Here is a 22,339-nt window from a genome sequence, read left to right as displayed (position 1 = left end):
TGAAGGGGTGAAGGGGTGAAGGGGTGAAGGGGTGAAGGGGTGAAGGGGTGTGATGGATACGATCGCGTGAGGGATGCGCGCCCGCAGGGCCGAGAACACGGCGCGCATGCACGGGCGCGGCGGAAACGCGCAGAGGATGGTGCGCGCCGGGGGCTCGGCGCCGTTGGCAACAGTTGTATCGTTGCCTACGGCGCGCGCAGCCCGGCCCGGAGCGCAGCGGAGGGACACGCCCAAACGGCTTTTTTCCCAGGGCGAACTGTTCCCTGTACCCTGTAACCTGTCCCCTCCCAGTCTTGACAGAGTGGAGCGAATCGCTGAACCTACGGACCATGACCACCATATCCGAGCGCCCGTACACGCCTGTCGTCGAGGACTACCTCAAGGCCGTCTGGATGCTGCAGCAGGTGGAGTCGCCGGTCTCTACGTCGCGCATCGCGGAGCGGCTGGGGCTGACGGCGGCGGCGGTGACGGCCATGGTCAAGCGGCTGGCCGAGCACGACCTGCTGCGCCACGAGCCGTACTACGGCGTAAGCCTTACGGCCCCCGGTGAGCTGGCGGCGCTGCGCATTATCCGGCGGCACCGCGTGCTGGAGCTGTTCCTGGTCGAAAAGCTGGGCTACGAGTGGGACCGCGTGCACGACGAGGCCGAGCGGCTGGAGCACGCGGCCAGCGACGAGCTGATCGAGCGGCTGGCGCGGCTGATGGGCGAGCCGGAGCGCGACCCGCACGGCAGCGCCATCCCCACCGCCACCGGCGAGGTGGACCGCGGCGCCTACCCCGCCCTGGGCGACCTGTCCCCCGGCGAGCGGCGGCGCATCCTGGAGGTGCAGGTGCAGGAGCCGGAGCAGCTGCGCTACCTGGGCTCGCTGAACCTGCGCCCCGGCGCACAGGTGGAGGTGGTGGAGAAGTTTCCGTTCGAGGGCCCCATCTCACTCTCCATCAACGGCGCCCCCGCGGTGATCTCGCACTCCCTGGCCCAGCGCATCCGCGTGCGCCCGGAGGAGAGCAACTGAGGGAATAGGGAATAGGGAATAGGGAATAGGGAATAGGGAATAGGTTACAGCCAGCGGATCCGCGCCGCGTCCGCCGTCTGCACCGCGACCCGCAGGCTGTCCCCTGTAACCTGTCCCCTGTCACCTTTCCCCTCTGGCCGGTCTTTTGCTCCGCCCACCGTACTGAGGACGTGTCGCGAACCGGGAAAACAGACTGATGCGCAGAACTTTGAAGTTGCTGATCGGCGTGGCGGCGGTGGGGGTGGTGGCGGTCGCCTTTCGCGACTCGGCGCGGCGACGGTGGCTGCGGCCCGCCGTGCCCTTTGGCGACGACGACGACGAGGAGGGCGGGTTTTCGATGGGCGGGCAGGAGCCCGTGCTGGGCTACGACGGCATGGACCGCGACACCCTGCTTGACTGGCTGCGCGACGCAGACCTTGACCGCGGCACCCTGCTGCGCATCCAGGCCTACGAGTCCGCCAACCAGGCCCGCGGCCCCGTGCTCGACGCGGTCGAGGACATGCTCGGCTGACGCTCCGCCGTCCGCCGGAACGAGAGAGGCCGTCCACCCGCGGGGGTGGACGGCCTCTGTTCGTCAGGCGACGCGCTGCTCGGCGACGATCTCGATCTCGTCGATGGGCACGTCGAAAGCACCTTCATCGTCCTTCAATCCCTCCGGCCGAATGCGCACCATCTCTCGGCCACCCACGCCGATGAAGCCACGGTGCTCGATTACCTCAGCTGTCATCTTGTGACTGGGAAACGGGACCAGGACACGTGTCCCGACCGGCACCGTGATCAATTGTCTGCGTCGCCCACCCATCTCGGCCTCCCTGTCTACCACGGTCGAGTTCCTGTCGCGGATAGCAAATGATCGTACATCACCCGCTCAAAATCTACTGCCAGAGATTCACATACCTGCCGCCACTCCCGAACTTCCCTTAGCCGAACCCGTTTCCGTCCTTGAAGAAACGCACTGGAGAAATCCTGGTGCGCCACAGCGTTGCGCCAGCGGTTCAGCTTACCCAGCGCCTCCTGTCGTGCCCTGGCCTGGTGATCACGCGCGAGAAGCACCGGCCAAAGTTCAATTCCGAGTCGGCCGAAATCAGCGCCAAGGTTACCCGGGTTCGGATTGCCGGTTTCGAGCTTCCGCGCTTCCATCATTCGTTGCCGCACAATCATGCGGACGGCTGGATGCGAGATCGTGGCGGTCAGGTGCTCGATGCACTCCGTGTGCAGATCACGGCAGAACGCCTGAAACCACGACGAGAGCAGCACTACGTACGCCTGCTTGATCTGCTCTGCGACCGGCCCCCGGCGCGGCATCGTGCTACTGGCAAGCTGGTAGGCAACCTCGATTCCATCGAGAGCCCTGCGGTTGCGGGACTGCCACCTTCGAAGCGAACGCGACATACGAGCCTGTCCGAGCACGGCACTTGGTTCTGCACAGGAGATATCCAAAGGATCTTACAAGTAGACAGAGTGTTGCGCAAGGTGCGCAGCACTCGTTCCCCCTCAGCCGGCCAGGGCCTCGCGGACCAGGCGGTTGAGCTCCTTGCCGTCGAAGCGGCCGCGGGTATGCGGCATCACGGCCTTCATCGCGCCGCCCACGTCCGAGGCTCCGGCGGCGACGCTTCGCGGATCATGGCGACCACCTCGTCCTCGCCCAGCGCGGGGGCAGGTAGGCCTGCAGCAGCGCGGCCTCCTGGTCTTCTACCTCCGCCAACTCCCGAATCAGCTCAGGCCGCGAGTTCGTCGTCCAACGACTCTACGATTTCCAGCAGGCGAACCGGTGTGTCGAACTCGTCGGGAAAGTCAGGCTCATCGATCGTGCGAATGCGCACGACCTGCTGATCGTCCCTGAGAATCAACCCACGGTCCTCGATGACGACTGCATTCAGGAACCCGGCGGGAAGCAGATATCGCACACGCGTTCCCACGCGCAGACGCTGTGGCCGGCTCTTCCTCGGTCTGCTGCTCATCGTTCTTCCTTACCAGGGCGCAGCTCCCGTGAGGTTCGACAAATATGCGTGCATCACTTTGTCCATGTCTACCACGAGGCGGTTGCACGCGCTTCGCCAGCGCCTGAGCTGCGTGCGCTGGATCGTGGTGCGTCCGCGAAGCTCGGGATTCCGGAAATCCTGATGGGCAATGGCGTTGCGCCAGTGGTTCAGCATCTCCAGTGCTCGATGGTGCATCTGTCCACGCGTGCCCAGCTGCCGCAACTCCGGCCATACTTTCACACCCAGCCGGCCGAAATCGGAGCCGATGTTACCTGGGTTGGGATTTCCGGAATCCAGCTTTCGGCCTTCCATGAAGCGCATGTTCAGAATTCCATGATACGGCTGTACCGCCAGCTGTCGCACGAGGTACTCCACACACTCTTCGTGCAGGTCACGGCAGAAGAGTTGAAATTGAGACAGGAGGAGTACCACGTATGCCTGGTTCATCTGCTGCATGGCAATCCGGCGGCCGCGACCGGAACCCCGGACCGTGAGCCGTGCCGCCTCCATCTCATTCAGTGCCCGCCCGGCGGTCATTTGCCACTTGCGCAGAGAACGGGACGGCATAGGTGGCCGGGTTCGATACGGGCAGCGTCAAGTCACGGGACGATACGAAATGATCTTACAAGTAGACAGAGTGTTGCGCAAGGTGCGCAGCACTCGTTCGCCTCAGCCGGCCAGGGCCTCGCGGACCAGGCGGTTGAGCTCCTTGCCGTCGAAGCGGCCGCGAGTATGCGGCATCACGGCCTTCATCACGCCGCCCACGTCCGAGGCGCCGCCGGCGACGGCGTCGCGGATCATGGCAACCACCTCGTCCTCGCCCAGGGCGGGGGGCAGGTAGGCCTGCAGCAGCGCGGCCTCCTGGTCTTCCTTCTCCGCCAGCTCGGCGCGGCTGCCGGCGCGCATCTGCTCCGACGCCTCGCGGCGGCGCTTGATGGCGGTGGTCAGCAGGCCGCGCACGTCGTCGTCCGAAACGGCACGACCCTGCTCGATCTCTCGATTCTTGACCTCGGAGAGAAAGGTGCTGAGCGTGGTGGTGCGCAGCTTGTCGCGGTCCTTGCGCGCCGTGGTGAGGTCGGCGCGAAGCTGCTCCATGAGCGACGGGTCCGGCATGGTCGGCGTGTCCGGTTGAAATCAGGGCGTTGGATGCGAAGCCCCCAATCTACCGTGCGCGGCGCTCCGCCTCAACTGGACCGTGCACGTCCGCCGCTGTCTCATCCGAAGTCCCGGCTCGCCATCACCACCGCGCGATCTCATCCCCTGCCCTGCCACCATCCGATCTACCATCCCATTGTCCTATCCACTCATTCCATCATCCGATCCACCATCCCATCTTCCGATCCACCATCCCATCTTCCGATCCGCCATCCCATCGTCCGATCCCCCATCCCATCAATCCGATCACCATCCCATCATCCGATCCACCATCCCATTATCGGTCCGCCATCCGATCACCGATCCGCCACCCGTCATTCCGTCCATCGGCCGATACCGACCGTCCGCCATGTCTCACCGGCCGTCCACGATCCATCCACTTCCGCCGCGCCGGACGGCCCGCTAAAATTCCAGCACCGGGCGAAACCCGCCGGGCGCTCCCGACGTACCACGCCGCGCACGCCTCCACACGGCCGCCGGAACCGGCGGATCGTGGTTGTCCCATCCCCCTGAAAGCGCATGAGCCACGCACTCCTGCTGGACGGCGTCTCCAAGAGCTACGCCAGCCACGCCGCCGTAAAGAACCTGAGCCTGGCGGTGCCCGCGGGCACCATCTACGGCATCCTTGGCCCCAACGGGGCCGGCAAGAGCACCACGCTGCGGATGGTGATGAACATCATCATCCGCGACGCGGGCACCATCCAGCTGCTGGGCGCCGACCCGGAGCGCGACCGCTCGGTGCTGCGCCGCATCGGCTTTCTTCCCGAGGAGCGGGGGCTGTACCGAAAGATGAAGGTCACGGACGTGATCGTCTTCTTTGGCGAGCTCAAGGGGATGCAGGCGCGCGACGCCCGCCGCGAGGGCGACCGCTGGATCGAGCGGATGGGGCTGGGCGAGTGGCGCAACGCCAAGGTCGAGACGCTCAGCAAGGGGATGCAGCAGAAGGTGCAGTTCATCACCACGGTGGTGCACGACCCGGAGCTGCTGATCCTGGACGAGCCGCACTCCGGGCTGGACCCGGTGAACCAGGAAGTCCTGCAGGACACTATCCTGGACTGGCAGCGCCGCGGCCGCACGGTGCTGTTCAGCACGCACAACATGGCCGCGGCCGAGGAGCTGTGCGAGCACGTCTGCATCATCGCGGGAGGGAGCAAGGTGCTGGACGGACGGCTGCGCGACGTGCGGCGCGCCCACCGCGGCACCCGCTACCGCGTGGAGTTCGAGGGGCCGTCGGAGTCCGTAGACCGCTGGATGGCCGCGTCGCGCCACGGCCGGGCCGAGCGGCACGGCGAAGGGTGGCGGCTGGAGCTGGCCGGCGGGGACCCGCGGGCGCTGCTGGACGAGCTGAACCGGCTGGACGTGCCGCTTTCCCGCTTCGAGCACGAGCAGCCTTCGCTGCACGAGATCTTCGTATCCCGCGTGGGCGACGCCGCCACCGCGCACCGCCGTCCCGAGGTGGCCCATGTCTGAAACCGCGATCATCCTGAAGCGCGAGTTCTTCGAGCGCGTACGCACCAAGGGGTTCTGGATCGGCACGCTGATCCTGCCGCTGTTCATGGGCGGCATCACCATTCTTCCGTCCATGATGGGCGGCAACGACGCGCGCACGCTGGTGGTGGTGGACGAGGCGCCCGCCGGCGTGGGCGACCAGGTGGTGGCGGCGCTCACCCGCCCGGACGAGGACGGCGAGGCGTCGAACTACACGGTGCGGAAGGTGGCGGGGCCATTCGCCGGCCGCCGCGCGGAGCTGAACCGCCAGGTGCTGGAAAAGGAGATCGACGGCTACGTGTACCTGCCCGCCAGCGTGGTGCAGACCAACGCGGTGGAGTACCGGGCGCGCAACGTGTCGAACTTCCAGGTGGCGGGGGACCTGCGCCGCGCGGTGAGCCAGTCGGTGCAGGCGGCGCGGCTGCAGGGGCAGGGGCTGAACGTGGGCGAGGTGGCGGCGCTGATGCGGCCGGTGGAGGTGAACGCGGCGCGCGTAACAAAGGACGGCGAAAAGGCGGGCGACGCGGAGTCGGCGTTCTTCCTGAGCTACTTCGTGGGGTTCGTGGTCTACTTCCTGGTCTTTCTGTACGGCTTCAACGTGATGCGAAGCGTGCTGGAGGAAAAGACCAACCGCATCGTGGAGGTGATCGTAAGCTCCATGAAGGCCAGCCACCTGATGCTGGGCAAGATCCTGGGCGTGGGCGCGGTGGCCATGCTGCAGGTGGCCATCTGGGTGGCGCTGAGCGTGGTGGCCGCGCGGCTGGGCTCGCGCATCGGCATTCCGCCGGACGCGCTGAAGTCGCTGGGGTTGGGATGGGGCGTGGCGGTGCCGCTGATCGCGTTCTTCGTCCTGGGCTTTTTTCTGTACGCGGCCCTGTTCGCGGCCCTGGGCGCGGCGGTGAACAGCGAGCAGGAGGCGCAGCAGTACCAGACGGTGGTGTTCCTGCCGCTCATCGTGCCCGTGGTGTTCATGGGGCAGATCATCGGCGACCCGCTGGGCACCGCGGCCACGGTGCTGGGGCTGATCCCCTTTACCGCGCCGGTGGCCATGCCCATGCGGCTGACGGCCACCTCGCTGCCGGGCTGGCAGATCGGCGCGTCGCTGGCCGGCGTGCTGGTGACGGTGTTCGTGGTGGCGTGGCTGGCGGGCAAGATCTACCGCGTCGGCATCCTGAGCACGGGGACCAAGCCCTCGCTGCGCGAGCTGGGCCGCTGGCTGCGCGCCGCGTAGCGACACAGGCGGTTCGATGAAAGTACGAGGGGCGCGCCGGAGCATCCGGTGCGCCCCTCGCCGCGTTGCTACCGGGATCACGGCGTTCTGCTGACGACGGACTGGCCTCACACAGAGTCAGCAGAGTCAGCAGAGTTTTCTCGTGCAGGATCCGCCGGATTCATGCGTGGCGTCCGTCGAGTCCGACTGCTTGCTGGAGCCGGGCGCCGGGCATACACTGGCCGGGCGCCAGGATCATCTTCCCCCCTTCTTGATCACGCCATGTCCGACATCGACAACCCCACGGTGCGCGAGAAGCTGGCGCCGCACCGGCGAAGCGCCTGGATCCCGGAGGTGGTGGACGGGGAAGGCCCGGCCGACGGCTCCCGGTTGGGCGGAGCACCCTGGCTGCGGCCCGGCGAGACGTGGCCCGCCTGCGGCGGCTGCGGCCAGCCGATGCAGTTCTTCGTTCAGCTCAACGCGCGCGACCTGCCGCAGCCGGCCGCACAGGCGCTCGAAGGCGGGCTCCTGCAGTTCTTCTACTGCACGAGCGACGACGGGGCGTGCGTGGTGGATGCGGAGCCATGGGCGCCCTTCTCCCCGACGGCCCTCGTTCGCCTGGTCGCGCGCGACGACCTGGGGGGCGGCACGGCAGCCGTCGCGGAACCGGAGACGTTCCCCGGGAAGCGCATCGTCGACTGGGCGGAGAGCCCGGATTATCCCAACTGGGAGGAGACGGGGGACAGGGGGCTGACGCTCTCTGACGAGGAAAGCGACGAGTTGAGTGACGCGGGGTTCCCGCTCGGCGGCGAAAAGCTGCTGGGCTGGCCGTTGTGGGTGCAGGGGGTGGAGTACCCCGACTGTCCGGACTGTGGAGAGCGGATGGAGCTGCTCTTCCAGGTCGATTCGGAACAGAACATCCCCTACATGTTCGGAGACGTCGGCGTCGGCCACATCACGCAGTGCCCGCGGCACCGCAGCCGACTCGCCTTTGGGTGGGCCTGCTCCTGATCGGGTCCTCGCCAGACGCCCCACCCTGCGCGGAACCACCTGAATGCGGACGGCCCCGCCCCTCGTGCGAGGGAGCGGGGCCGCCCTGTTCATCCACCGAATCCGTTCAGCCGTGAGGCCCAGGACATATCCCCCGCCCCCATGCCGCCGCCGGAAGATCCTGCGGAGAGCCTGGTACTGGATCCGGGAAAACAACGCCTTTGGGGTACAGAGGAACAGAGTCAAACAGAGGAAGCATGATTTCGCTGCCTCTGTCTGACTCTGTTCCTCTGTACGATGATTCTTTTTCAGGATCTGGGCGCAGCGGCGGATCTCCGTCCCGCTTGACGCCCCCGGCCGGCCGAGGCGAACGGTCCTCCCCGACAGGGCGCCAGGGCTACGTGTTCGACAGCGAGACGAGCTCGGCGGCCGCGACGATCAGGGACTGGGCCTGCTTGATGGACAGCGACGGATCGGCGCGCACCACCCGCTCGGGACCGGCGGCGGCGAGGTCCCAGGCGGTCACGATCCCCTCGCGCGCAAAACGCTCTTCGCGCACCTCACCCACGCCGGCGACCTCGCGCACCGGGAGCAGGGGCACCCGAGTCGACTCCAGATCATCGGGCGGCCGCGTGATCACCCCCTCTTCAGTTGAGGGCGGTGTCGCCTCTTCCTCCGTCGTCGGCGGCGTCACCTCTTTCTCCGTCGGGGGCGCCGTCGCATCCTCGGCCGGGGGCGGCGGCACGACGGGCGAGGTGAGAGGCGGGGCGTCCGGGAGAGGGATCACGGCGGCCGGCGCGCGGGTGTCCCGGGGAAGCTCCCAGCGGGTCGACGACGTGGCGCGGGGCGCGGCGATGGGGACGGTGCGCGTCCGCGGCTGCGCGGCCCGGGAAGGCTGGCCCGTTGCCGGAGCGGTGGGCGCCGCGCCGTCGTCACCGCAGCAGACGTCATCATCTCCCCCCGAACCGCCGCCCGCCGCGGGGGGCGTGCCGGGTGCGGGCGCGGAGGAGGGCGGCGGCCCCGCCGCCGGAGCCGCCGATCCGGCCGTATCCACCCCCGCGGCCACGCCACCCGCCGCGCCCAGGTCGTAGACGATGCGCGCGTCCGTCACGGTCAGCTCGCCGGGGGCGCTGGCGATGAAGCGGACGGGGACGTCCACCTCGGGGGCGGGGACCAGGGTCAGCCGCTCCGCCTGCACGGCGGCGCGGGGCGGAACCAGCAGCGCGACGCGCGCCCGTACGGCGCCGGCCGGCGGGTCCAGGCGCAGCACGTGGGCGCTGAAGTCGTCGGGGTGGACGGCGAGGGCCGCGGCGGTGCCGGTCTCGCGCCCCCCGGCGTCGATCCACGACACGCGCAGCCACGGCACGGCGCCGTCGGGCGCGGCCAGGCCGCGGCCCTCCATCCGCAGGCGGAGGGGGACGCCGGGACGGACATCCGCCTCCTGCACCACTTCCGCCGTGCCGGGCCCCACCCCGGTGACGCGCGTTCCGCCGGGGCCGAGCGCGCGGGCGACCGCCGCGCGCGCCTCCGGCTCCACCGTCCACCCGCCGTCTTCGCCCAGCAGGGGAAGGCGCAGGTCGCCGTTCACCAGCAGGTCCGGCGAAACGGCCAGCGAGGCGGCGGCGATCCGCGCCACGCCCACGGGCACCCGAAAGCGCACCTCCACCCGCGCGGAGCCGGCCGGGGGCACCACCACGCGGCGGTGCGGGCGCAGCGGCGGCGGCGCGGCGTCCGCGGGGGGGAGCTCGCCTTCGGCCATGGGCACCGGCCAGGCGTCGATCGGCTCGCCCCGGGCGCCCACCCACAGCAGCTCCGCCGAGGCGCCGGACCCGCGCGAGGCCAGCGCGCCGAACGAAAAGACGTAGCGGCAGGCGGGGGAAACCGCCACCGACTGCAGCAGGACGGCGGGGGCCGGCCCGTCCGCGCCCCCCCCGCGCAGGATGACGCTGCGCGGGCCGCCGGCGGTGGGCGGGCCCACCTCCATGCGCCCCGACTCGGCCGTCCACACCGACAGGCGGCGCGTACCCAAGGGAAAGGCCCGCGCCCCCGCCCCCGTGACGGCGTACAGGCGGTCGCCCTGCGGGGTCACGGCCAGCACGGCGGGGGTGCCCGCCACACCCAGCGGCGTGCCGGGAAGCAGGGCGTTGCGGTCCAGCTCCAGCACGGCTACGGCGCCCGCGACGCCCAGGTAGGCGCGCAGCCCGTCCGGGTCCACCACCACGGAGCCCGGCGCCACGGCCTGCCGGGCGCGCGTGGCGATCACGGCCAGCCGGTCCAGCTCCACCAGCACGGCGCCGGAAGCCAGCGCCACCACCGCGCGCCCGCCATCCGGCGTCACCGCCACGTCGCGGGGAAGCGCGGGAAGCTCCACCTGCACCGCGCCGCCCCCCGCCACGTCCAGCAGGTGCAGCCGCCCGCGGTCGAACACCGGCCCCACCGTCGTCCCCGCCCCCGCTCCCGGTTTCGCCTTCCCCGCCGCCGCCGTGCCCACGCACAGCCGCGCGCCGTCCGGCGAGACGGCGATGCACGCCACCCGCTCGTCCGGGAACGGGTGGACGGAAAGGATGCGCACCGCGCCCCCCGCGTCCCCAAGCGCGTCCACGTCCAGCGCGGCCAGGCCCTCCCCGCCGGCCACCCAGAGCGTGCCGCCGTCCGGCGAGATGGCGGCGTGGACGGGGGGAGGGGACGCCCCCGGGCCGGGAAGGAGCACGAAGTCCGGGTCCGGCGGCAGGATGCGCGCGGGGCCGGCGGCGCGCCCCTGCTCCAGGTCCACCGGCTGCACCAGCAGCGAGGGCGGGGCCGCGCGGCTCGCCGCGACCACGAAGGCGCGCGAGCCGTCGGGGTGCACCACCAGGGCGCACGTGTCGTGCGTGGAGAGGGAGAGCGGGAGGGCGGGGTCCAGCGCCACCTGCGCCACCACGGCGTCGGCGGGGACGTCCACGCGCAGCAGCAGGGGCGCGCCGCCGCCGCCGGCCAGCACGTACGCCCAGCGCCCGTCGGGCGACACGGCCACCCGCCGCGGCGCCGGTCCCACGCCGGCAAGGGCCACGGGCACGTCCATCCCCTCCCCCTCCACCGTCCACGCCTCGAACCCGCCGTCCGCCAGCGCCTCGCCGGGCGCGCACCCGTCCGGGCCGCCGCGCGCGTGGCGGGTCACGGCGTCCGCCAGCGCGGCGTCATCCACCGTGAAGTCCACCCGGGCCAGCGGAGCGAAGCGGTCCAGGCCCACGCGCGTGGCGTGCAGCCCGTCGCCCACCTCCACCTGCAGCGGCACCTCGTAGCGCGCGGGAAGGGAGCGCAGGCGGTACAGCGCCAGGAGCGCGCCGCCGGACCGCCACGAGGCGCCGCCGTCGTCGCTGTGCTGCAGGGGGGGCGCGTCGGCGGGGGCGGCGGGAGGACAGGCGCGGCCGCCGGCCAGCTCCAGCCGCCGGGCGGCCTCGGTGCCGGCGCGGTACGCCACCCACTCGGCCTCGCCCTCCACGGCCTGCAGCACCAGCCAGTAGCGGCGGCACGGGTCCACCGTGAGCGGGGCTTCGAAGCGCGCACCGGCCCACACGGCGCCGCCGGGCTCCGCCCCCTCGCGAATGGCCACGCGCGCGGTCTGCGGAAGGAGCGACTCGCGGTCGGGGCGGCCGCCGGCGTCGCCGCGCAGGTCCACCTGCAGCACGGCGGCGCGGGTGACGGGGCGCAGCAGCAGGTCCACCCCCACGATCACCGCGCCGGCGCCGGGGGGCACCTCCTGCGCCTGGGAAAAGGTGGGCGAGACGAGCGCCCGGCCCTTTGCCGCCTCGGGGTCGATGACGCCGGTGGGGCCGCGCCCCGGCACGGCACGCGTCTCGGCGAAGGCGCCGCGGACGCGGATGCGCGTCTGCCCCGGCACGACGGCGGCGCCCGCGGGGAGCCGCGCCACGAAGTCGCCCGATGCGCCGGCGCCGCGGGGCGGCACGGCCAGGGAGGAAAGGTCGAAGGGGAGCGTGGCCTCGGGCATGCCGCCGGGGAGCAGCGTCGCCTGCAGCAGCACCTCCACCTCGACGACCACCTCCACGCGGGCGAGGGTGTCGGTGTGCAGGACGAGGGGCACCGCCGTGTAGCCGTTCCCGGCCGTTCCCTGCTCCGCCAGCCACGCGGCCAGCAGCGGCGCGAAGTCCGGCGTAACCGCCTCGTCCGTCAGCTCCGCGGGGTGGGCCCAGAACGCGGGCTGGCCGCCCACGCGCAGCGTAAGCCCGGCGGGGGCGCCGCGCACCCGGACGCCCGTCACCCGCGGCGGATCGCCCTGGTCGTGCCACAGGCGCATGCGCGTGGCGGCCACGCCGGGAAGCGACGCGACGCCGCCCTCCACGGACAGGCTGAACGCGTCCCCCGGCGGTCCCCCCAGCGTGCCGTTTAGCGCCACGGGAACGAAGATGCCGCCGCCGGGGTCCACGGCCAGGCGGGCGCCGTCCAGCGCCGTCCCCTCCACGGCGTGCAGCAGCCTTCGCCCGCGCAGGTCCACCTCCACCGCGCTTCCCTGCGCCACCGCCGCCGCCGACGTGCCGGGGGCGGCCCCCGGCTCCAGCGACAGCCGCTCCACGAAGGGCGCGGCGGCGTCGGCGCTGGCCGGCCGCACCCGGGCGCGCGCGGAAACGATGCGCGCGCCGGCCGGAATGGCCAGCAGGCGCAGGGTGCGGTCGCCCTGGAAGGGGACGCCGGTGCCGTCCCAGCGGTCGGCGAGGATCATGGGCGTGGCGGCAGGGGGCGAGGACGCATCAGCGCAGCAGGACCATCACGGCCACCTCTTCGGGGCCGCCGTCCAGCAGCCGCAGCCCCACGGTGCTCAGATCCAGCTGCAGCACCTCCACGCACGGCGGAGCCCCCGGCTGCGCGCCACGGGCCGGGACGTCCTCCTTTCCGTTGCTTCCCCACTCGCGCCGCATCTGCTCCAGCCGGTCGTGGATGCTGAGCGCCTGGTCCCACGCCCCGTCCTCGTCGCCCTTGCGATAGGTCACCAGGGCCTCCAGCGCCATCCGCAGCCCCGGCTCTTCCGGGAAGCGATCGGCTGCCGACAGCACCGGCGCCGGCCAGTTGAGGGTCTTGCGGGGGCGAAAGCGCAGCTTGAGGTCGTCCCACTCGCCGCCGGCGGTGCCGGGGCGCATGGAGCCCACCGTGCGCCGGTCGCCCACGTTGCGCTCCAGCCAGGGCGACACCCCGTAGCTGGTCTCGTCGAACGGGTCGCTGGGAGGGGAGAACAGGGCGCTCCAGAAGTCCACCACCACGTCGCCCAGGTGCGTGTCGTCGTTGTACTCCACCCCCGCCATGCGCAGCGCCTGCTCGAAGGGGATGTGCCAGCGGTCTTCGCGCGTCTCGACGCTCACGTTGGCGACGTTGCCGTTCCCGTCCGTGGCCCGGGCCGTGGCGTCGGTCTGGTGATAGACGTAGAACTGCACCGACGACACGTCGCTCCGCTCGTCCGCCGAGGTGACGGCGTCGAACGAGGCCAGCTCGTACACGTCCACCGAGGGAAAGCCGTAGCGCTCGTGCGGAACGGTCTCGATGCGGCCGCGGCGCAGGCGCTTGAAAACCGGCATGGCACGCCCGGCCGCCGTTCCGTCGCCGGGCGCGCCCGGGGAGATGGGAGCCATGGGGCCGTCGGGAACCGGGGGAGGAGGAAAGGGAACGTCGCTCATGGAAGTTCTCCGCGCACGTGCAGGAAAGAAGGGGGCGGCCGCCGGGCCGCCGGGGAACGCCATCACACCTTCAGCACCACCATCAGGAACAGCTCGTCCGGCTCGGGGTGGCCCCGCTGGGCCGCGGCGCCGGCGGCCTCGGTACCCAGGCGGCGCAGCAGGGCTTCCACCGTGGGGTCGTCCCCCGGCGCACCCGTCGGCGCACCCCCCGCCGCACCCCCGACGCCCCCGGCCCCGCCCTCGGCATCGTTCGCATCCGTGCCGGGATCCACCCGCTTGAACACCTCCTCGACGGACCTCTGCGTCAGCCGGGCGAAGTCGGCGCGGATGAGGCCCAGGCGGTTGCGGTCGTAGTGCACCACCTCGACCCCCAGCGGCCACACGGGGGCCACGGAGTTGATGGTCTTGCGGGGCACCACCTTGAGGTACAGGTCGTCCCACTCGCCGCCGCGCTTGAGGCTTTCGACCGTGCGCCGGTCGCCGCAGCAGCGGTCGAACCAGGGCGAGTTGGTGAAGCTGCTCTCGTCGAACGGGTCGTTGAGCCCGGAAAAGAGCTTTTTCCAGAACTCGTTCACCACGTCGCCCAGCGCCGTCTGGCCGTCGTACTTCACCCCGTACTGCAGCAGCACGTCTTCGAAGCGCTGCTTGAAGGCGGGGCCGCGGCTGTCCTCGATGGTGATGAGGGCCGGCACGGGCGGGTCCTCGACCGGGAACTCCTCGGGGCGGCGGATCTTCATCTCGGTGCGGTGATACAGGAACCAGTGCACCCGGTCGTACCACTGCCTTCCGTCCGCCGAGCCCACCACGGGAAAGCGCACCAGCTCGCACACGTCCACCACGGGATAGCCGCCCAGGTTGTGCTCGATGAGGGCCGGCTCGTCGGGCTGCAGGCGCTTGAAGACCACGCGGTGGCCGGTGAGCCCCGGCACCAGCGCCTTGAGCTTTTCGACGATGTCGTCCGTCAGCTCCTCGGCCGTCTTCTGGCCCAGCGCATCGGCGTTCCTGGCGCGGTCCACGTACTGGTGCTTCGCCACGGCGTCCTTCACCTTTTCGGCGATGTCCTGCTGCGTGCGCACCTGGATGCGGTTGAACAGCTCGGCCGTGATCAGGTCGCCGGGGCTGGTGGGCTCGTAGGGCTTGATGTCGGTCATGACGGCCTTTCCTGTTGGGTGGGCGAAGGAGCTTCGGGGGCCCCGGCGCGCTCGCGCAGCACGCGCGCGGCCACGCCGGCGGCCTTGGCGTGCAGCACGCCCACGGGGCCGGGGGCGTTGATCTCGGCGGTGGTGGCGGGGGTGTGCTCCCCGCCCAGGGCGGCCGTGCGGGCGCTCTCGGCGCGGCCGCCGGCAAAGCGGACGGAGACGTCGAAGCGCCCCGGCCCGCCGGGCGTGGGCGACACCTCGACCTCGATGGCGTTGCCCCACGCGCCGGGCGCTTCCACCGGCCTGCCCTGCTTCTCGGACTCCGCCGCGTCCTTTGCGGTGAGCTCGATAACCAGCGGCACGTCGGGATCGACCAGGTACAGCCGCGCGGGCTGCCCCTCGCGCCCCAGCAGCAGCCGGCGCACGCGCGGGCGGCGCAGGGGGATGGGGATGCCGGTGAAGCCGATGGGCACGCGCGCCACCCGCCGGGCGATCACCAGGCGCGACGGGCCCTGCTCCTCCCTGGTCCCGTCCGGGAGCGTGGCCGTGCGCGTGCCGTTGATGGCGGCGACGAGGTGGTCCGGGTCCTCGTCCGGCTCGGTGACCACGCCGGAGTAGCGCTCGGCCTGTCCCTCGCCGCCAAAGCGCGACGCGTCGAAGGCGCCGCCCAGGAAGTCGGGGAGCACGGCGGGAAGCAGCAGGTCGAACGCCCCCGGCGCGTGCCGCGTCCACGCCGCGCGCACCTCCACCGGCGGCGGCGCGGCGTCGCCCTCGCCGGCGAACACGGCGCCGCCCGGGGCGTAGCCCGTGGCCTCGGACCCGAAGCGGCTCACGTCGTGGATCCCCCGCTCCAGGCACCCCGCCCCGCCGGGAAAGCGGGTGAGCGGATCGTCGCGATGGGGGGGACGGCCGAACGGCGCGTGGTCGAAGCGGGCGCCGTGGCACTCCACGTACGTCCACGCGGACCGCCCGCGCGGGACGGACAGGAAGGCGGCGCGGTCCTCCTCCTCCGCCACCACCAGCGGAGACTTCGCCGCGGCGGCGCGGCGCACCAGGCTGTCCGCCGCGTCGCCGGAGCCGATGGAGACGCCGGCGAACGTCTGCACCGCGCCACCCTCCCCGTCCTCGCGCACTTCCACGTCGTACAGGCGGTCCACCCGCCGCGCGACCAGCGTGGGAATCTCCCCCGGCTCGCCCTCGTGCAGCGGGCCCTCGGCGGCGACCACGCGGTCCGCGTGCCAGGCCAGGGGAACGGCCAGCCCGGGAAGGACGCGGGTGAACGCCGTCCCCGCGCCGTCGCGCAGCACCCAGTGGCCCTCGGCCAGGGCCAGCATCCCGCGCAGCCGCGCCGGCCCGCCCTCCGGGGCCGGCGTGGGCGCGCCCCCCGGCGCGGCATCCGCCACGCGGACGACCAGGCGGGGCGTCTCCACCTCTCCCACCGTGGCGGGGGGGACGGGCGCGGCGCGGCGGGTGCGCGCGCGAAGGACCACGGCGCGGGGCTGCCGCGGGTCTTCCAGCCGCAGCGCCCACGGCTCGCCGGGGCGGCCGCTCGTCAGCCGGCGCTCGCCCGCGAACGGCACCCGCGCCGTGTCGCGTGACGAGCCGGCGAAAACCTGCTCGGGCGAAACGGGGGCCGGCGCCTGGTCCACCCCCTCGCGCTCGGCGGGAAGGATCCAGGCGCGGACGCCCAGCTCCGGGTCGCGCGCAAAGCGGACGCCTTCGCCGGCGCCCAGCGCCGCGCCCAGGCGCACCCACGCGCCCAGCGCCGGGTTCACCAGCGCGGGCGAGGCGGCGCCCCGCGGCGCGCGCAGCTCCACCACCGCGTCGGCGTCGGCGGCGCCGTCGTTCCGGAGCTCGGCGGACCGTCCGTCGTGGCGCAGGACCAGGGGCGCGGCGCGGTGCGGCGCGGCGGGAAACTCCACCACGTCCAGCGAGCGGACGGGGAGCACCTCCACCCCGCTCTCCCGCCCCGCCGACGGCGAGGCGAGGACCAGCTCGCCGTCCGCGGTGACGGAGGCCACGCCGGGAAGCGCCTGCTCGAACGCCGCCAGCACCTCGTGCACCTCCGCGCGCTCGGGGTAGGCGGCGGCGACCTCCACCTCCACCGGCCGCCCGCCGTCCACCGACACGCGCAGGGTGCGGGAAAGGGAAAGGTCCGCCGTCTGGCGCAGGTCGGGGAGTCCCTTTACGACCGCCGGCGTGGGGGCACGGCCCACGGCCTCCGGCTCCACCTCCGCGCCGAAGAGGAGGGCGCGGGCGTCGGCGCTCTCGTACGGCAGCAGCTCGATGCGCGCGGCGGAGCCCGTCTCCGCCGTCGCCAGCACCAGGCGCCCGGCCGCGTCCAGCTCCGCCATCCCCGCCCCGAGCGCGGCGTCGAGGGCGGCCCGGACCTCGGCCGGCGTCACGGCGCCGGCGTCGGCCGCCCCCGCGGCCACGTCCACGTCCACCGGCGGGGCGCCGTTGATGGCGACGCGCAGGCGGCGGGCGCGGCGCAGGTCCATCGCCGCGGGGAGCGGGGCCGTGCCCGTCACCTCCGCGCGGAGCGGCGGATCGCCGGTGTACGTCCGCGGCGCGTCGATCCCCAGCAGCGCGCGGGTGGCGTCCCGCTGCGACGGAGGGCGGATCTCCAGCACGCCACCGGGCGCGGCGGTAAAGAGGACCAGGTGCGCGCCGTCGCTCCGGGCCACCAGGTCGGCGAACGCGACGTTGATGGCGGTGATGATCTCGGGGAGCGCGGTGTGCGCCGGGTCCGCGCCCGCGCACGCCACCTCGCGCTCCGTGCCGTTGGCGAAGACGCGCAGCCGGTCCGCGGCGGACAGGTCCACCCCGCGCGACAGGTCCGCCGTTCCCGCGAACATCACGCGCCGCCCGTCGTGGCCGCGCCACAGCCCCGGCTCGCGGCCCAGCAGCGCGTGCCGCGCGTCCTCGGGCCTGGGCGGCTCCAGGGCCACGCGCGCCGCCGCGCCCTCCCAGCGCGAGGTGATCGACAGCCGTCCGCCGTGCACCTGGGCGCTGCCGTCCAGCCGCGGGTCCACCGCGCGGAGGCCGGCGTTGATGGCGGCGGCGATCTCGCCCGGCAGCGCGTTGCGGGGACGGGGGATGCCGTCCGCGCAGTCGACGTCGGCGGCGGGGTGCCCATCCACCCGGATGCGCAGCCAGCGGTCCACGCGCAGGTCCACGCCGCGCGACAGGTCGCGGGTTCCCACCAGCCGCGCCGGCTCGGCGTCCGTCCCCGCCGCGCGCGCGGTGGGAACGCCCAGCAGCACGGACGCCGCCTCGCTCACCACGAAGGCGCGCACCAGGAAGGGGAGCGCGGTCACCGTCTCCAGCGGGCGCAGCTCGAGGCTTCCCGCCGTGCCGCGCGTGGCGGAGGCGAGCACCAGCCGCCCCGCGTCCACCGAGGCGATCCAGTCTCCGCCCGCCGCGGCCATGGCGGCGTTGATCGCCTGCCGCAGCTCGGCGGCGGTGGCGTGCTCCGGGTCCGCGGCGCCCGCCCGCAGGTCCACCTCCACCTCGCGGCCCCCGTCCACCGCCAGCAGCAGCCGCCCGTGGACGCGCACGTCCACCCCGGCGCGCACCACCACCGCGGTGACCTGTGGCGGCTCGGCGGCGGGGCCGTCCAGGCGCAGGCGCACGGCCCGGATCTGCAGCCCGCGGGCGTCCAGGGGAAGGCGCGCGGTGCCGCCGGACCCGGTGATCGTCCACGCGCCCGCGCCCCCCGGCGTTCCGTCCGCGCCCACGGCCACGAACCTGCCGTCGCCCAGGTCCACCGAGAGCCGCGCGCCCGTCAGGCCGGTGCCCTCCACCTCGTGCAGCCGGCGTGGCCCGCGCAGGTCCACCTCCACCGCGTTGCCGGCCTCCACCTTCGGAAGCGCGGTATCGGCGGGGGCGCCGGGCTGCACGTGCAGGCGGCGGGTCTCGGGGATCTCGACCGTGCCGCGCAGGACGGCCGGGGCCGCCGGCGCGCCCTGGAACCCGCGGGGGCGAATGCCCAGCAGCCGCGGCGCGGCGTCCTCGGTGGAGACGACCGGGCGGATCTCCAGGCGGCTGTCCGGCCCCGCGGTGCCGGACGAAAGCCGCAGCCGCCCGTCGAACGCCGCCGTCCCCGGCGCCAGGGCGGCGGCCAGGCGCGCGGCGGCCTCGTCGGGGCGGGTGCGGCCGGGAACGGCGCCGGCGGCATCCACCGTCACCGCGCGGCGGTCGTCCTGGCGCACGCGCACGGCGAACACCTCCGAAAGGTCGATCTCCGGCCCCAGCGCCACGGCCCCCACCATCTCCGCCGGCGCGGGGTCGCGCCCCTCCGCCTGCCGCGGGGCGTCGCCCAGCAGGAGCGGCGCGGCGTCCTGCGCGCCGGGCTCCTGGACGGACAGGCTTCCCGCGGCGCCCTGCGAGGGAGAGCGCAGCACCAGCCGCGCGCCCCGCAGCGAGGCGACCGGCCCCAGCGCGCCGTTGATGGCGGCCACCACGTGCGACAGCGGCGTGGCGGCGGCGTCCGGGCCGGCGCAGTCCACCTCGGCCAGCCGCGCCCGGTCCACCGCGATGCGCAGGAAGCGGCGGCGGGAAAGATCCAGGGGATCGGGAAGGTCCGCCGTCCCGCGGATCTCCGCGTCCACCGCCGCGCGCCCCCAGTGGATGCGCGCGGGAAGGCCCAGGAGCACGGGCGCCGCATCCCCCCGCACCTCCAGCACGTCGAGCGACGACGCGGAGCCGCGGGTGGGCGACGACAGGACCAGCCGCCCGTCGTCCGCCGACGCGACGACGGCCCCGGCGGCGGCGTTCACGGCGTCGACCACGGCGGAAAGCGGGACGCGCGCGGGGTCCTGCGCCCCCGCGGCGCAGTCGGCGGTCACGGCGTTGGCCCCATCCACCGAAAGGCGCAGCAGGGCGCCCTCGCGCAGGTCCACGCCGTCGCCGGAAAGGACGGGGCCCCGCACCGCCGCCGCGCGGGCCGGGTGGCCGCGGACGCCGGCGTGGGGGACGCCGAACAGGGTGCGCGCCGCGTCGTCCCCGCGGGGGCGCACCAGGGTGGGCGCGGGGCCGGTGCGGCTCCACCAGGCGTCCAGGTGCTCGTCGTCGATGCGCAGGGCCAGGGCGTCGGCGGTCACGCGCAGGACGCCGCGGACGGTGGCGGTGCCGTCCATGAAGGTGCGCACGTGCCGCTTGAGGCGCTGGCGGAACTCCTCCACCGTCTCTTCGGGCATGGGGCGGGGGCGCGGCGCCAGGCCGTACAGCGTGGCCATGCGGCGCAGGTCGTCCACCGCGTCGGCGCCGCGGTCGGCGTGGTCCACCCAGTGCGACTGCATGACCTCCGCGAGCGCGTTCTCGGCGCGCAGCAGCTCGCCCCCGAACGCCTCGGCGAGCGCGTGCAGCGCCGTGGGGCGGGGGTGCGCGCGGAAGGTGCGCGGCAGCAGGGCCAGGATGCGCTCGGTCTTGGTGGGCATCAGGCCTCCACCACCACCACGTCGGTGGCCGCCATGTCCAGCACCACCCACCACTTCTGCCCGGCCACCGTGGCCAGCACCCTGAACTCGCCCTTCGCGATCTCGGCGTCCGTGGCGGGGGCGCCCTGCGGGTTCACCACCAGCTGCGGCGCGGGAAGACGGCCGCCGGCGGGGGCCGTGGGTGCATGGCCGCCCAGCGCGTCGGCCAGGGCACGCTCCAGCGTGGCGGTGTCGGGGATGTTGGACCCCAGCGACGCCACCACCGCCTGCGCCACGGCCTCCGCGTCCGGACGCTCGGTGTCGCTCACCCACACGGTCACGCTCACGAACTCCGGCTGGCGCAGGTCGCGCACGGCCTCCAGCGCCTTGAGCATCGCCTTGCCGTCCGCGTCGTCGCCGGAGGTGAGCGCGTCCAGGTAGCCCTGCAGCGCGGCCACGGCCTGCCCCTGCGCGCGCGCCACGGCGTCGGGCCCCAGGGGCCCCGCGGCGGTGGCGGCCACGCGGGGGCGCAGGTAGACGTAGCGGGCCTGCACGGTGGCGCGCACGCCGGCCGCGCGGGTGGACTGCACGGCGTCGAGCACCTGGGCAAAGCGCTCCGGCTCGGCCTCCACCAGCAGCGCCACCTCACCGGGGGCCGAGCGGCGGGCCATGGGGCCGGCGGGGTCCCACACCTCGACCACCGACGCGCGCTCGCGCTCCACGGCCGCCTTGAGCGCGGCCGTGGTGGCGCTTCCCAGGGCGCGCAGGGCGGTGCGGGCGCGGTCGCGCAGCTGGGCGTCGGTCTCGTCCGGCGCGCCGAAGAGGGTGGGCTCGGCGTTGGTGACGTGGCCGATGCCTTCGAGGGGCCGCACCAGGGTGGTGATGGCCCCCGCGGGCACCACGCCGGCCGGCCCGCGCACGGCCGCCCGCACGGGAACGTCGATGCGCGCCTGCCCGCGCTGCAGTACGCGCTGCTCGCTGACCTCGAAGGCGGCGCCGCCCTTTTCCGTTCCCAGCCGCGTCCCCGCGGCGATCACCACGTCGCCGCCGGCGGCGCCGGGGGGGCGGTAGAAGGTGACCAGCCCCGCGGCGTGCTCGCCGGTGCGGCGGTGCAGGTCCAGGATGCCGACCACCAGGTCCAGCGACCTGCCCTCCGCCGTCTCGAGGAAGGCGGAGCGGTACGCCTGGTTCACCTGCTCCCAGACCACGGCGATCTCGCGCGCCACCGCCTCGGTGACGGTGCGCGCCACGCTTCCCACGTTGACGTCGGTGATGGGCGAGCGGGCGTCGCGCGGCAGGTAGTCCACGTCGAACGCGGTCTCGTCGCCCGGGCGGCGGCCGCCGGGAAGCCAGACCAGCTCGTTGTCGGCGTCGCTGAAGGTCCAGTCGGTCTCGCGGACGAAGGAGTAGCGCGCGAGCTGCTCCGCGCCGTCGGCGCCGGCCACCCGCAGCAGGCCGTCCACCGCGCGCACGGTGCTCGCGGGGCGGGCCAGCGGGTAGCGGTCGGACTTGAGGTCGTACTCGATGCGCTCGTTGGTCACCCCGCCCAGCAGGGCGGTGAGCACGTCCTCTACCACCTCGCGGTAGGGGCGCTGCATGAGCGACACGGTTTCGCCGTTCACGGCGACTCTCCTGCGGCCAGGGAGAAGGGAAAGACCAGGTTCAGCACGGCGGCCTCGCGAAGGGCGACCAGGGTCACGCGGATCTCCATCTGCTCGCGGATGGCGGGGTGCACGCCCACGGTCACGCCCAGCACCTCCTGCACGCGCGGCTCTTCGCCCAGCGCCTGCAGCACGTACATCTTGGCGCGGTTGCGCGAGGTCTCGTTGTTCAGCTCGCCCACCAGCTCGAACAGGCGCGAGCCGTAGCGCGGGTGCCCCAGCGGCGCCAGGTCGCCCAGGGGCGTCAGAAAGCGCAGCAGCAGCGCCTGCCGCAGGTTCTCGACGCCCGCCACCGTCCGCAGGTCGCGGGGCGGCGGCTCGCCGGGGTACCCGCGCTCCGGGCGCTCCACGGTGTGCAGGTCGCTGCCGGGGCGGCGGCTGTTCTGGTGCTCCAGGTCGTCCAGCAGCCGCAGGTCGGTGCCGAACAGGCTGGGATCGACGTCCATCGGTGCCTCCTCTCCCGTTCGGCGTGGGTGGATGTGATCGAAACGCAAGCTCTTCGAGCCATTCTGACTTCACGGCCGCGGAGGGTTCTACGGCCGCCGCTGCGCGGGCGCCCCCCTCCCCGGCCCTCCCCCGCAAACCTCGCGGGGGAGGGAGAATTCGATTGCGCTTCCG

Annotated in this window: 16 protein-coding genes; 5 read left to right on the top strand and 11 right to left on the bottom strand. The window is 73.2% G+C overall.

The window, feature by feature from the left end; all coding sequences use genetic code 11:
- Positions 1-329 precede the first annotated feature (329 nt).
- Both VGC13_RS14295 and VGC13_RS14290 read left to right on the top strand, forming a co-directional pair.
- Positions 330-1,013, top strand: coding sequence for a metal-dependent transcriptional regulator (locus tag VGC13_RS14295; protein WP_331125935.1), 684 nt, complete (start codon positions 330-332; stop codon positions 1,011-1,013).
- Positions 1,014-1,209: 196 nt separating this feature from the next.
- Positions 1,210-1,524, top strand: coding sequence for a hypothetical protein (locus tag VGC13_RS14290; protein WP_331125934.1), 315 nt, complete (start codon positions 1,210-1,212; stop codon positions 1,522-1,524).
- A gap of 63 nt (positions 1,525-1,587) precedes the next feature.
- On the opposite strand, the gene VGC13_RS14285 is transcribed toward VGC13_RS14290, so the two are convergent.
- The 5 genes from VGC13_RS14285 to VGC13_RS14265 all read right to left on the bottom strand — a co-directional run bounded on the left by VGC13_RS14285 (position 1,588) and on the right by VGC13_RS14265 (position 4,108).
- A complete protein-coding gene (locus tag VGC13_RS14285; protein ID WP_331125933.1) occupies positions 1,588-1,740 on the bottom strand; it encodes a hypothetical protein in 153 nt (50 codons plus the stop codon).
- A gap of 89 nt (positions 1,741-1,829) precedes the next feature.
- The gene (locus VGC13_RS14280; protein ID WP_331125932.1) at positions 1,830-2,405 is read right to left on the bottom strand and encodes a hypothetical protein; all 576 of its coding nucleotides are present in this window, start codon (positions 2,403-2,405) and stop codon (positions 1,830-1,832) included.
- Between the two features lie 326 nt (positions 2,406-2,731).
- Complete coding sequence (locus VGC13_RS14275; RefSeq protein ID WP_331125931.1) at positions 2,732-2,974, bottom strand: hypothetical protein; 243 nt, start codon at positions 2,972-2,974, stop codon at positions 2,732-2,734.
- Between the two features lie 9 nt (positions 2,975-2,983).
- Complete coding sequence (locus VGC13_RS14270) at positions 2,984-3,451, bottom strand: hypothetical protein (protein ID WP_331125930.1); 468 nt, start codon at positions 3,449-3,451, stop codon at positions 2,984-2,986.
- 213 nt (positions 3,452-3,664) lie between these two features.
- Entirely contained in the window at positions 3,665-4,108 is a 444-nt protein-coding gene (locus VGC13_RS14265; protein ID WP_331125929.1) for a GatB/YqeY domain-containing protein, read from the bottom strand.
- 561 nt (positions 4,109-4,669) lie between these two features.
- Here VGC13_RS14265 and VGC13_RS14260 point away from each other — a divergent pair.
- The 3 genes from VGC13_RS14260 (at position 4,670) to VGC13_RS14250 (ending at position 7,859) form a co-directional block, all read left to right on the top strand.
- Positions 4,670-5,620 (top strand): ABC transporter ATP-binding protein, encoded by a 951-nt coding sequence (locus VGC13_RS14260; RefSeq protein WP_331125928.1) that lies wholly within the window; start codon positions 4,670-4,672, stop codon positions 5,618-5,620.
- The gene (locus tag VGC13_RS14255) at positions 5,613-6,869 is read left to right on the top strand and encodes an ABC transporter permease (protein ID WP_331125927.1); all 1,257 of its coding nucleotides are present in this window, start codon (positions 5,613-5,615) and stop codon (positions 6,867-6,869) included. The genes VGC13_RS14260 and VGC13_RS14255 overlap by 8 nt, the downstream gene beginning before the upstream one ends.
- A 261-nt stretch (positions 6,870-7,130) precedes the next feature.
- Positions 7,131-7,859 carry a DUF1963 domain-containing protein gene (locus tag VGC13_RS14250; protein WP_331125926.1) on the top strand — a complete coding sequence of 243 codons (729 nt, stop codon included), beginning with the start codon at positions 7,131-7,133 and terminating at the stop codon, positions 7,857-7,859.
- 376 nt (positions 7,860-8,235) lie between these two features.
- Here VGC13_RS14250 and VGC13_RS14245 read toward each other — a convergent pair whose 3' ends face one another.
- From VGC13_RS14245 to VGC13_RS14220, 6 genes are all read right to left on the bottom strand, one after another.
- Positions 8,236-12,555, bottom strand: coding sequence for a hypothetical protein (locus VGC13_RS14245; protein ID WP_331125925.1), 4,320 nt, complete (start codon positions 12,553-12,555; stop codon positions 8,236-8,238).
- A 28-nt stretch (positions 12,556-12,583) separates the two neighbouring features.
- The gene (locus tag VGC13_RS14240) at positions 12,584-13,501 is read right to left on the bottom strand and encodes a hypothetical protein (protein WP_331125924.1); all 918 of its coding nucleotides are present in this window, start codon (positions 13,499-13,501) and stop codon (positions 12,584-12,586) included.
- 62 nt (positions 13,502-13,563) lie between these two features.
- Positions 13,564-14,652 (bottom strand): hypothetical protein, encoded by a 1,089-nt coding sequence (locus VGC13_RS14235; RefSeq protein WP_331125923.1) that lies wholly within the window; start codon positions 14,650-14,652, stop codon positions 13,564-13,566.
- Positions 14,649-20,081, bottom strand: coding sequence for a hypothetical protein (locus VGC13_RS14230; protein WP_331125922.1), 5,433 nt, complete (start codon positions 20,079-20,081; stop codon positions 14,649-14,651). Before VGC13_RS14230 ends, VGC13_RS14235 begins: the two co-directional genes overlap by 4 nt.
- Positions 20,081-21,682, bottom strand: a complete 1,602-nt coding sequence (locus VGC13_RS14225; protein ID WP_331125921.1) for a baseplate J/gp47 family protein — start codon at positions 21,680-21,682, stop codon at positions 20,081-20,083. The genes VGC13_RS14230 and VGC13_RS14225 overlap by 1 nt, the downstream gene beginning before the upstream one ends.
- Positions 21,679-22,167, bottom strand: a complete 489-nt coding sequence (locus tag VGC13_RS14220; protein ID WP_331125920.1) for a hypothetical protein — start codon at positions 22,165-22,167, stop codon at positions 21,679-21,681. Before VGC13_RS14220 ends, VGC13_RS14225 begins: the two co-directional genes overlap by 4 nt.
- Positions 22,168-22,339: the final 172 nt, after the last annotated feature.

Origin of the sequence: Longimicrobium sp. (assembly GCF_036399255.1) — a bacterium.
Taxonomy (GTDB): domain Bacteria; phylum Gemmatimonadota; class Gemmatimonadetes; order Longimicrobiales; family Longimicrobiaceae; genus Longimicrobium.
This window is presented reverse-complemented; position numbering and strand designations above follow the sequence as displayed.

Excerpts from the sequence above, each read along its gene's own strand:
- VGC13_RS14295 (WP_331125935.1), top strand. The coding sequence starts at position 330 with ATGACCACCATATCCGAGCGCCCGTACACGCCTGTCGTCGAGGACTAC.
- VGC13_RS14290 (WP_331125934.1), top strand. The coding sequence starts at position 1,210 with ATGCGCAGAACTTTGAAGTTGCTGATCGGCGTGGCGGCGGTGGGGGTG.
- VGC13_RS14285 (WP_331125933.1), bottom strand. The coding sequence starts at position 1,740 with ATGACAGCTGAGGTAATCGAGCACCGTGGCTTCATCGGCGTGGGTGGC.
- VGC13_RS14280 (WP_331125932.1), bottom strand. The coding sequence starts at position 2,405 with ATGTCGCGTTCGCTTCGAAGGTGGCAGTCCCGCAACCGCAGGGCTCTC.
- VGC13_RS14275 (WP_331125931.1), bottom strand. The coding sequence starts at position 2,974 with ATGAGCAGCAGACCGAGGAAGAGCCGGCCACAGCGTCTGCGCGTGGGA.
- VGC13_RS14270 (WP_331125930.1), bottom strand. The coding sequence starts at position 3,451 with ATGCAGCAGATGAACCAGGCATACGTGGTACTCCTCCTGTCTCAATTT.
- VGC13_RS14265 (WP_331125929.1), bottom strand. The coding sequence starts at position 4,108 with ATGCCGGACCCGTCGCTCATGGAGCAGCTTCGCGCCGACCTCACCACG.
- VGC13_RS14260 (WP_331125928.1), top strand. The coding sequence starts at position 4,670 with ATGAGCCACGCACTCCTGCTGGACGGCGTCTCCAAGAGCTACGCCAGC.
- VGC13_RS14255 (WP_331125927.1), top strand. The coding sequence starts at position 5,613 with ATGTCTGAAACCGCGATCATCCTGAAGCGCGAGTTCTTCGAGCGCGTA.
- VGC13_RS14250 (WP_331125926.1), top strand. The coding sequence starts at position 7,131 with ATGTCCGACATCGACAACCCCACGGTGCGCGAGAAGCTGGCGCCGCAC.
- VGC13_RS14245 (WP_331125925.1), bottom strand. The coding sequence starts at position 12,555 with ATGATCCTCGCCGACCGCTGGGACGGCACCGGCGTCCCCTTCCAGGGC.
- VGC13_RS14240 (WP_331125924.1), bottom strand. The coding sequence starts at position 13,501 with ATGAGCGACGTTCCCTTTCCTCCTCCCCCGGTTCCCGACGGCCCCATG.
- VGC13_RS14235 (WP_331125923.1), bottom strand. The coding sequence starts at position 14,652 with ATGACCGACATCAAGCCCTACGAGCCCACCAGCCCCGGCGACCTGATC.
- VGC13_RS14230 (WP_331125922.1), bottom strand. The coding sequence starts at position 20,081 with ATGCCCACCAAGACCGAGCGCATCCTGGCCCTGCTGCCGCGCACCTTC.
- VGC13_RS14220 (WP_331125920.1), bottom strand. The coding sequence starts at position 22,167 with ATGGACGTCGATCCCAGCCTGTTCGGCACCGACCTGCGGCTGCTGGAC.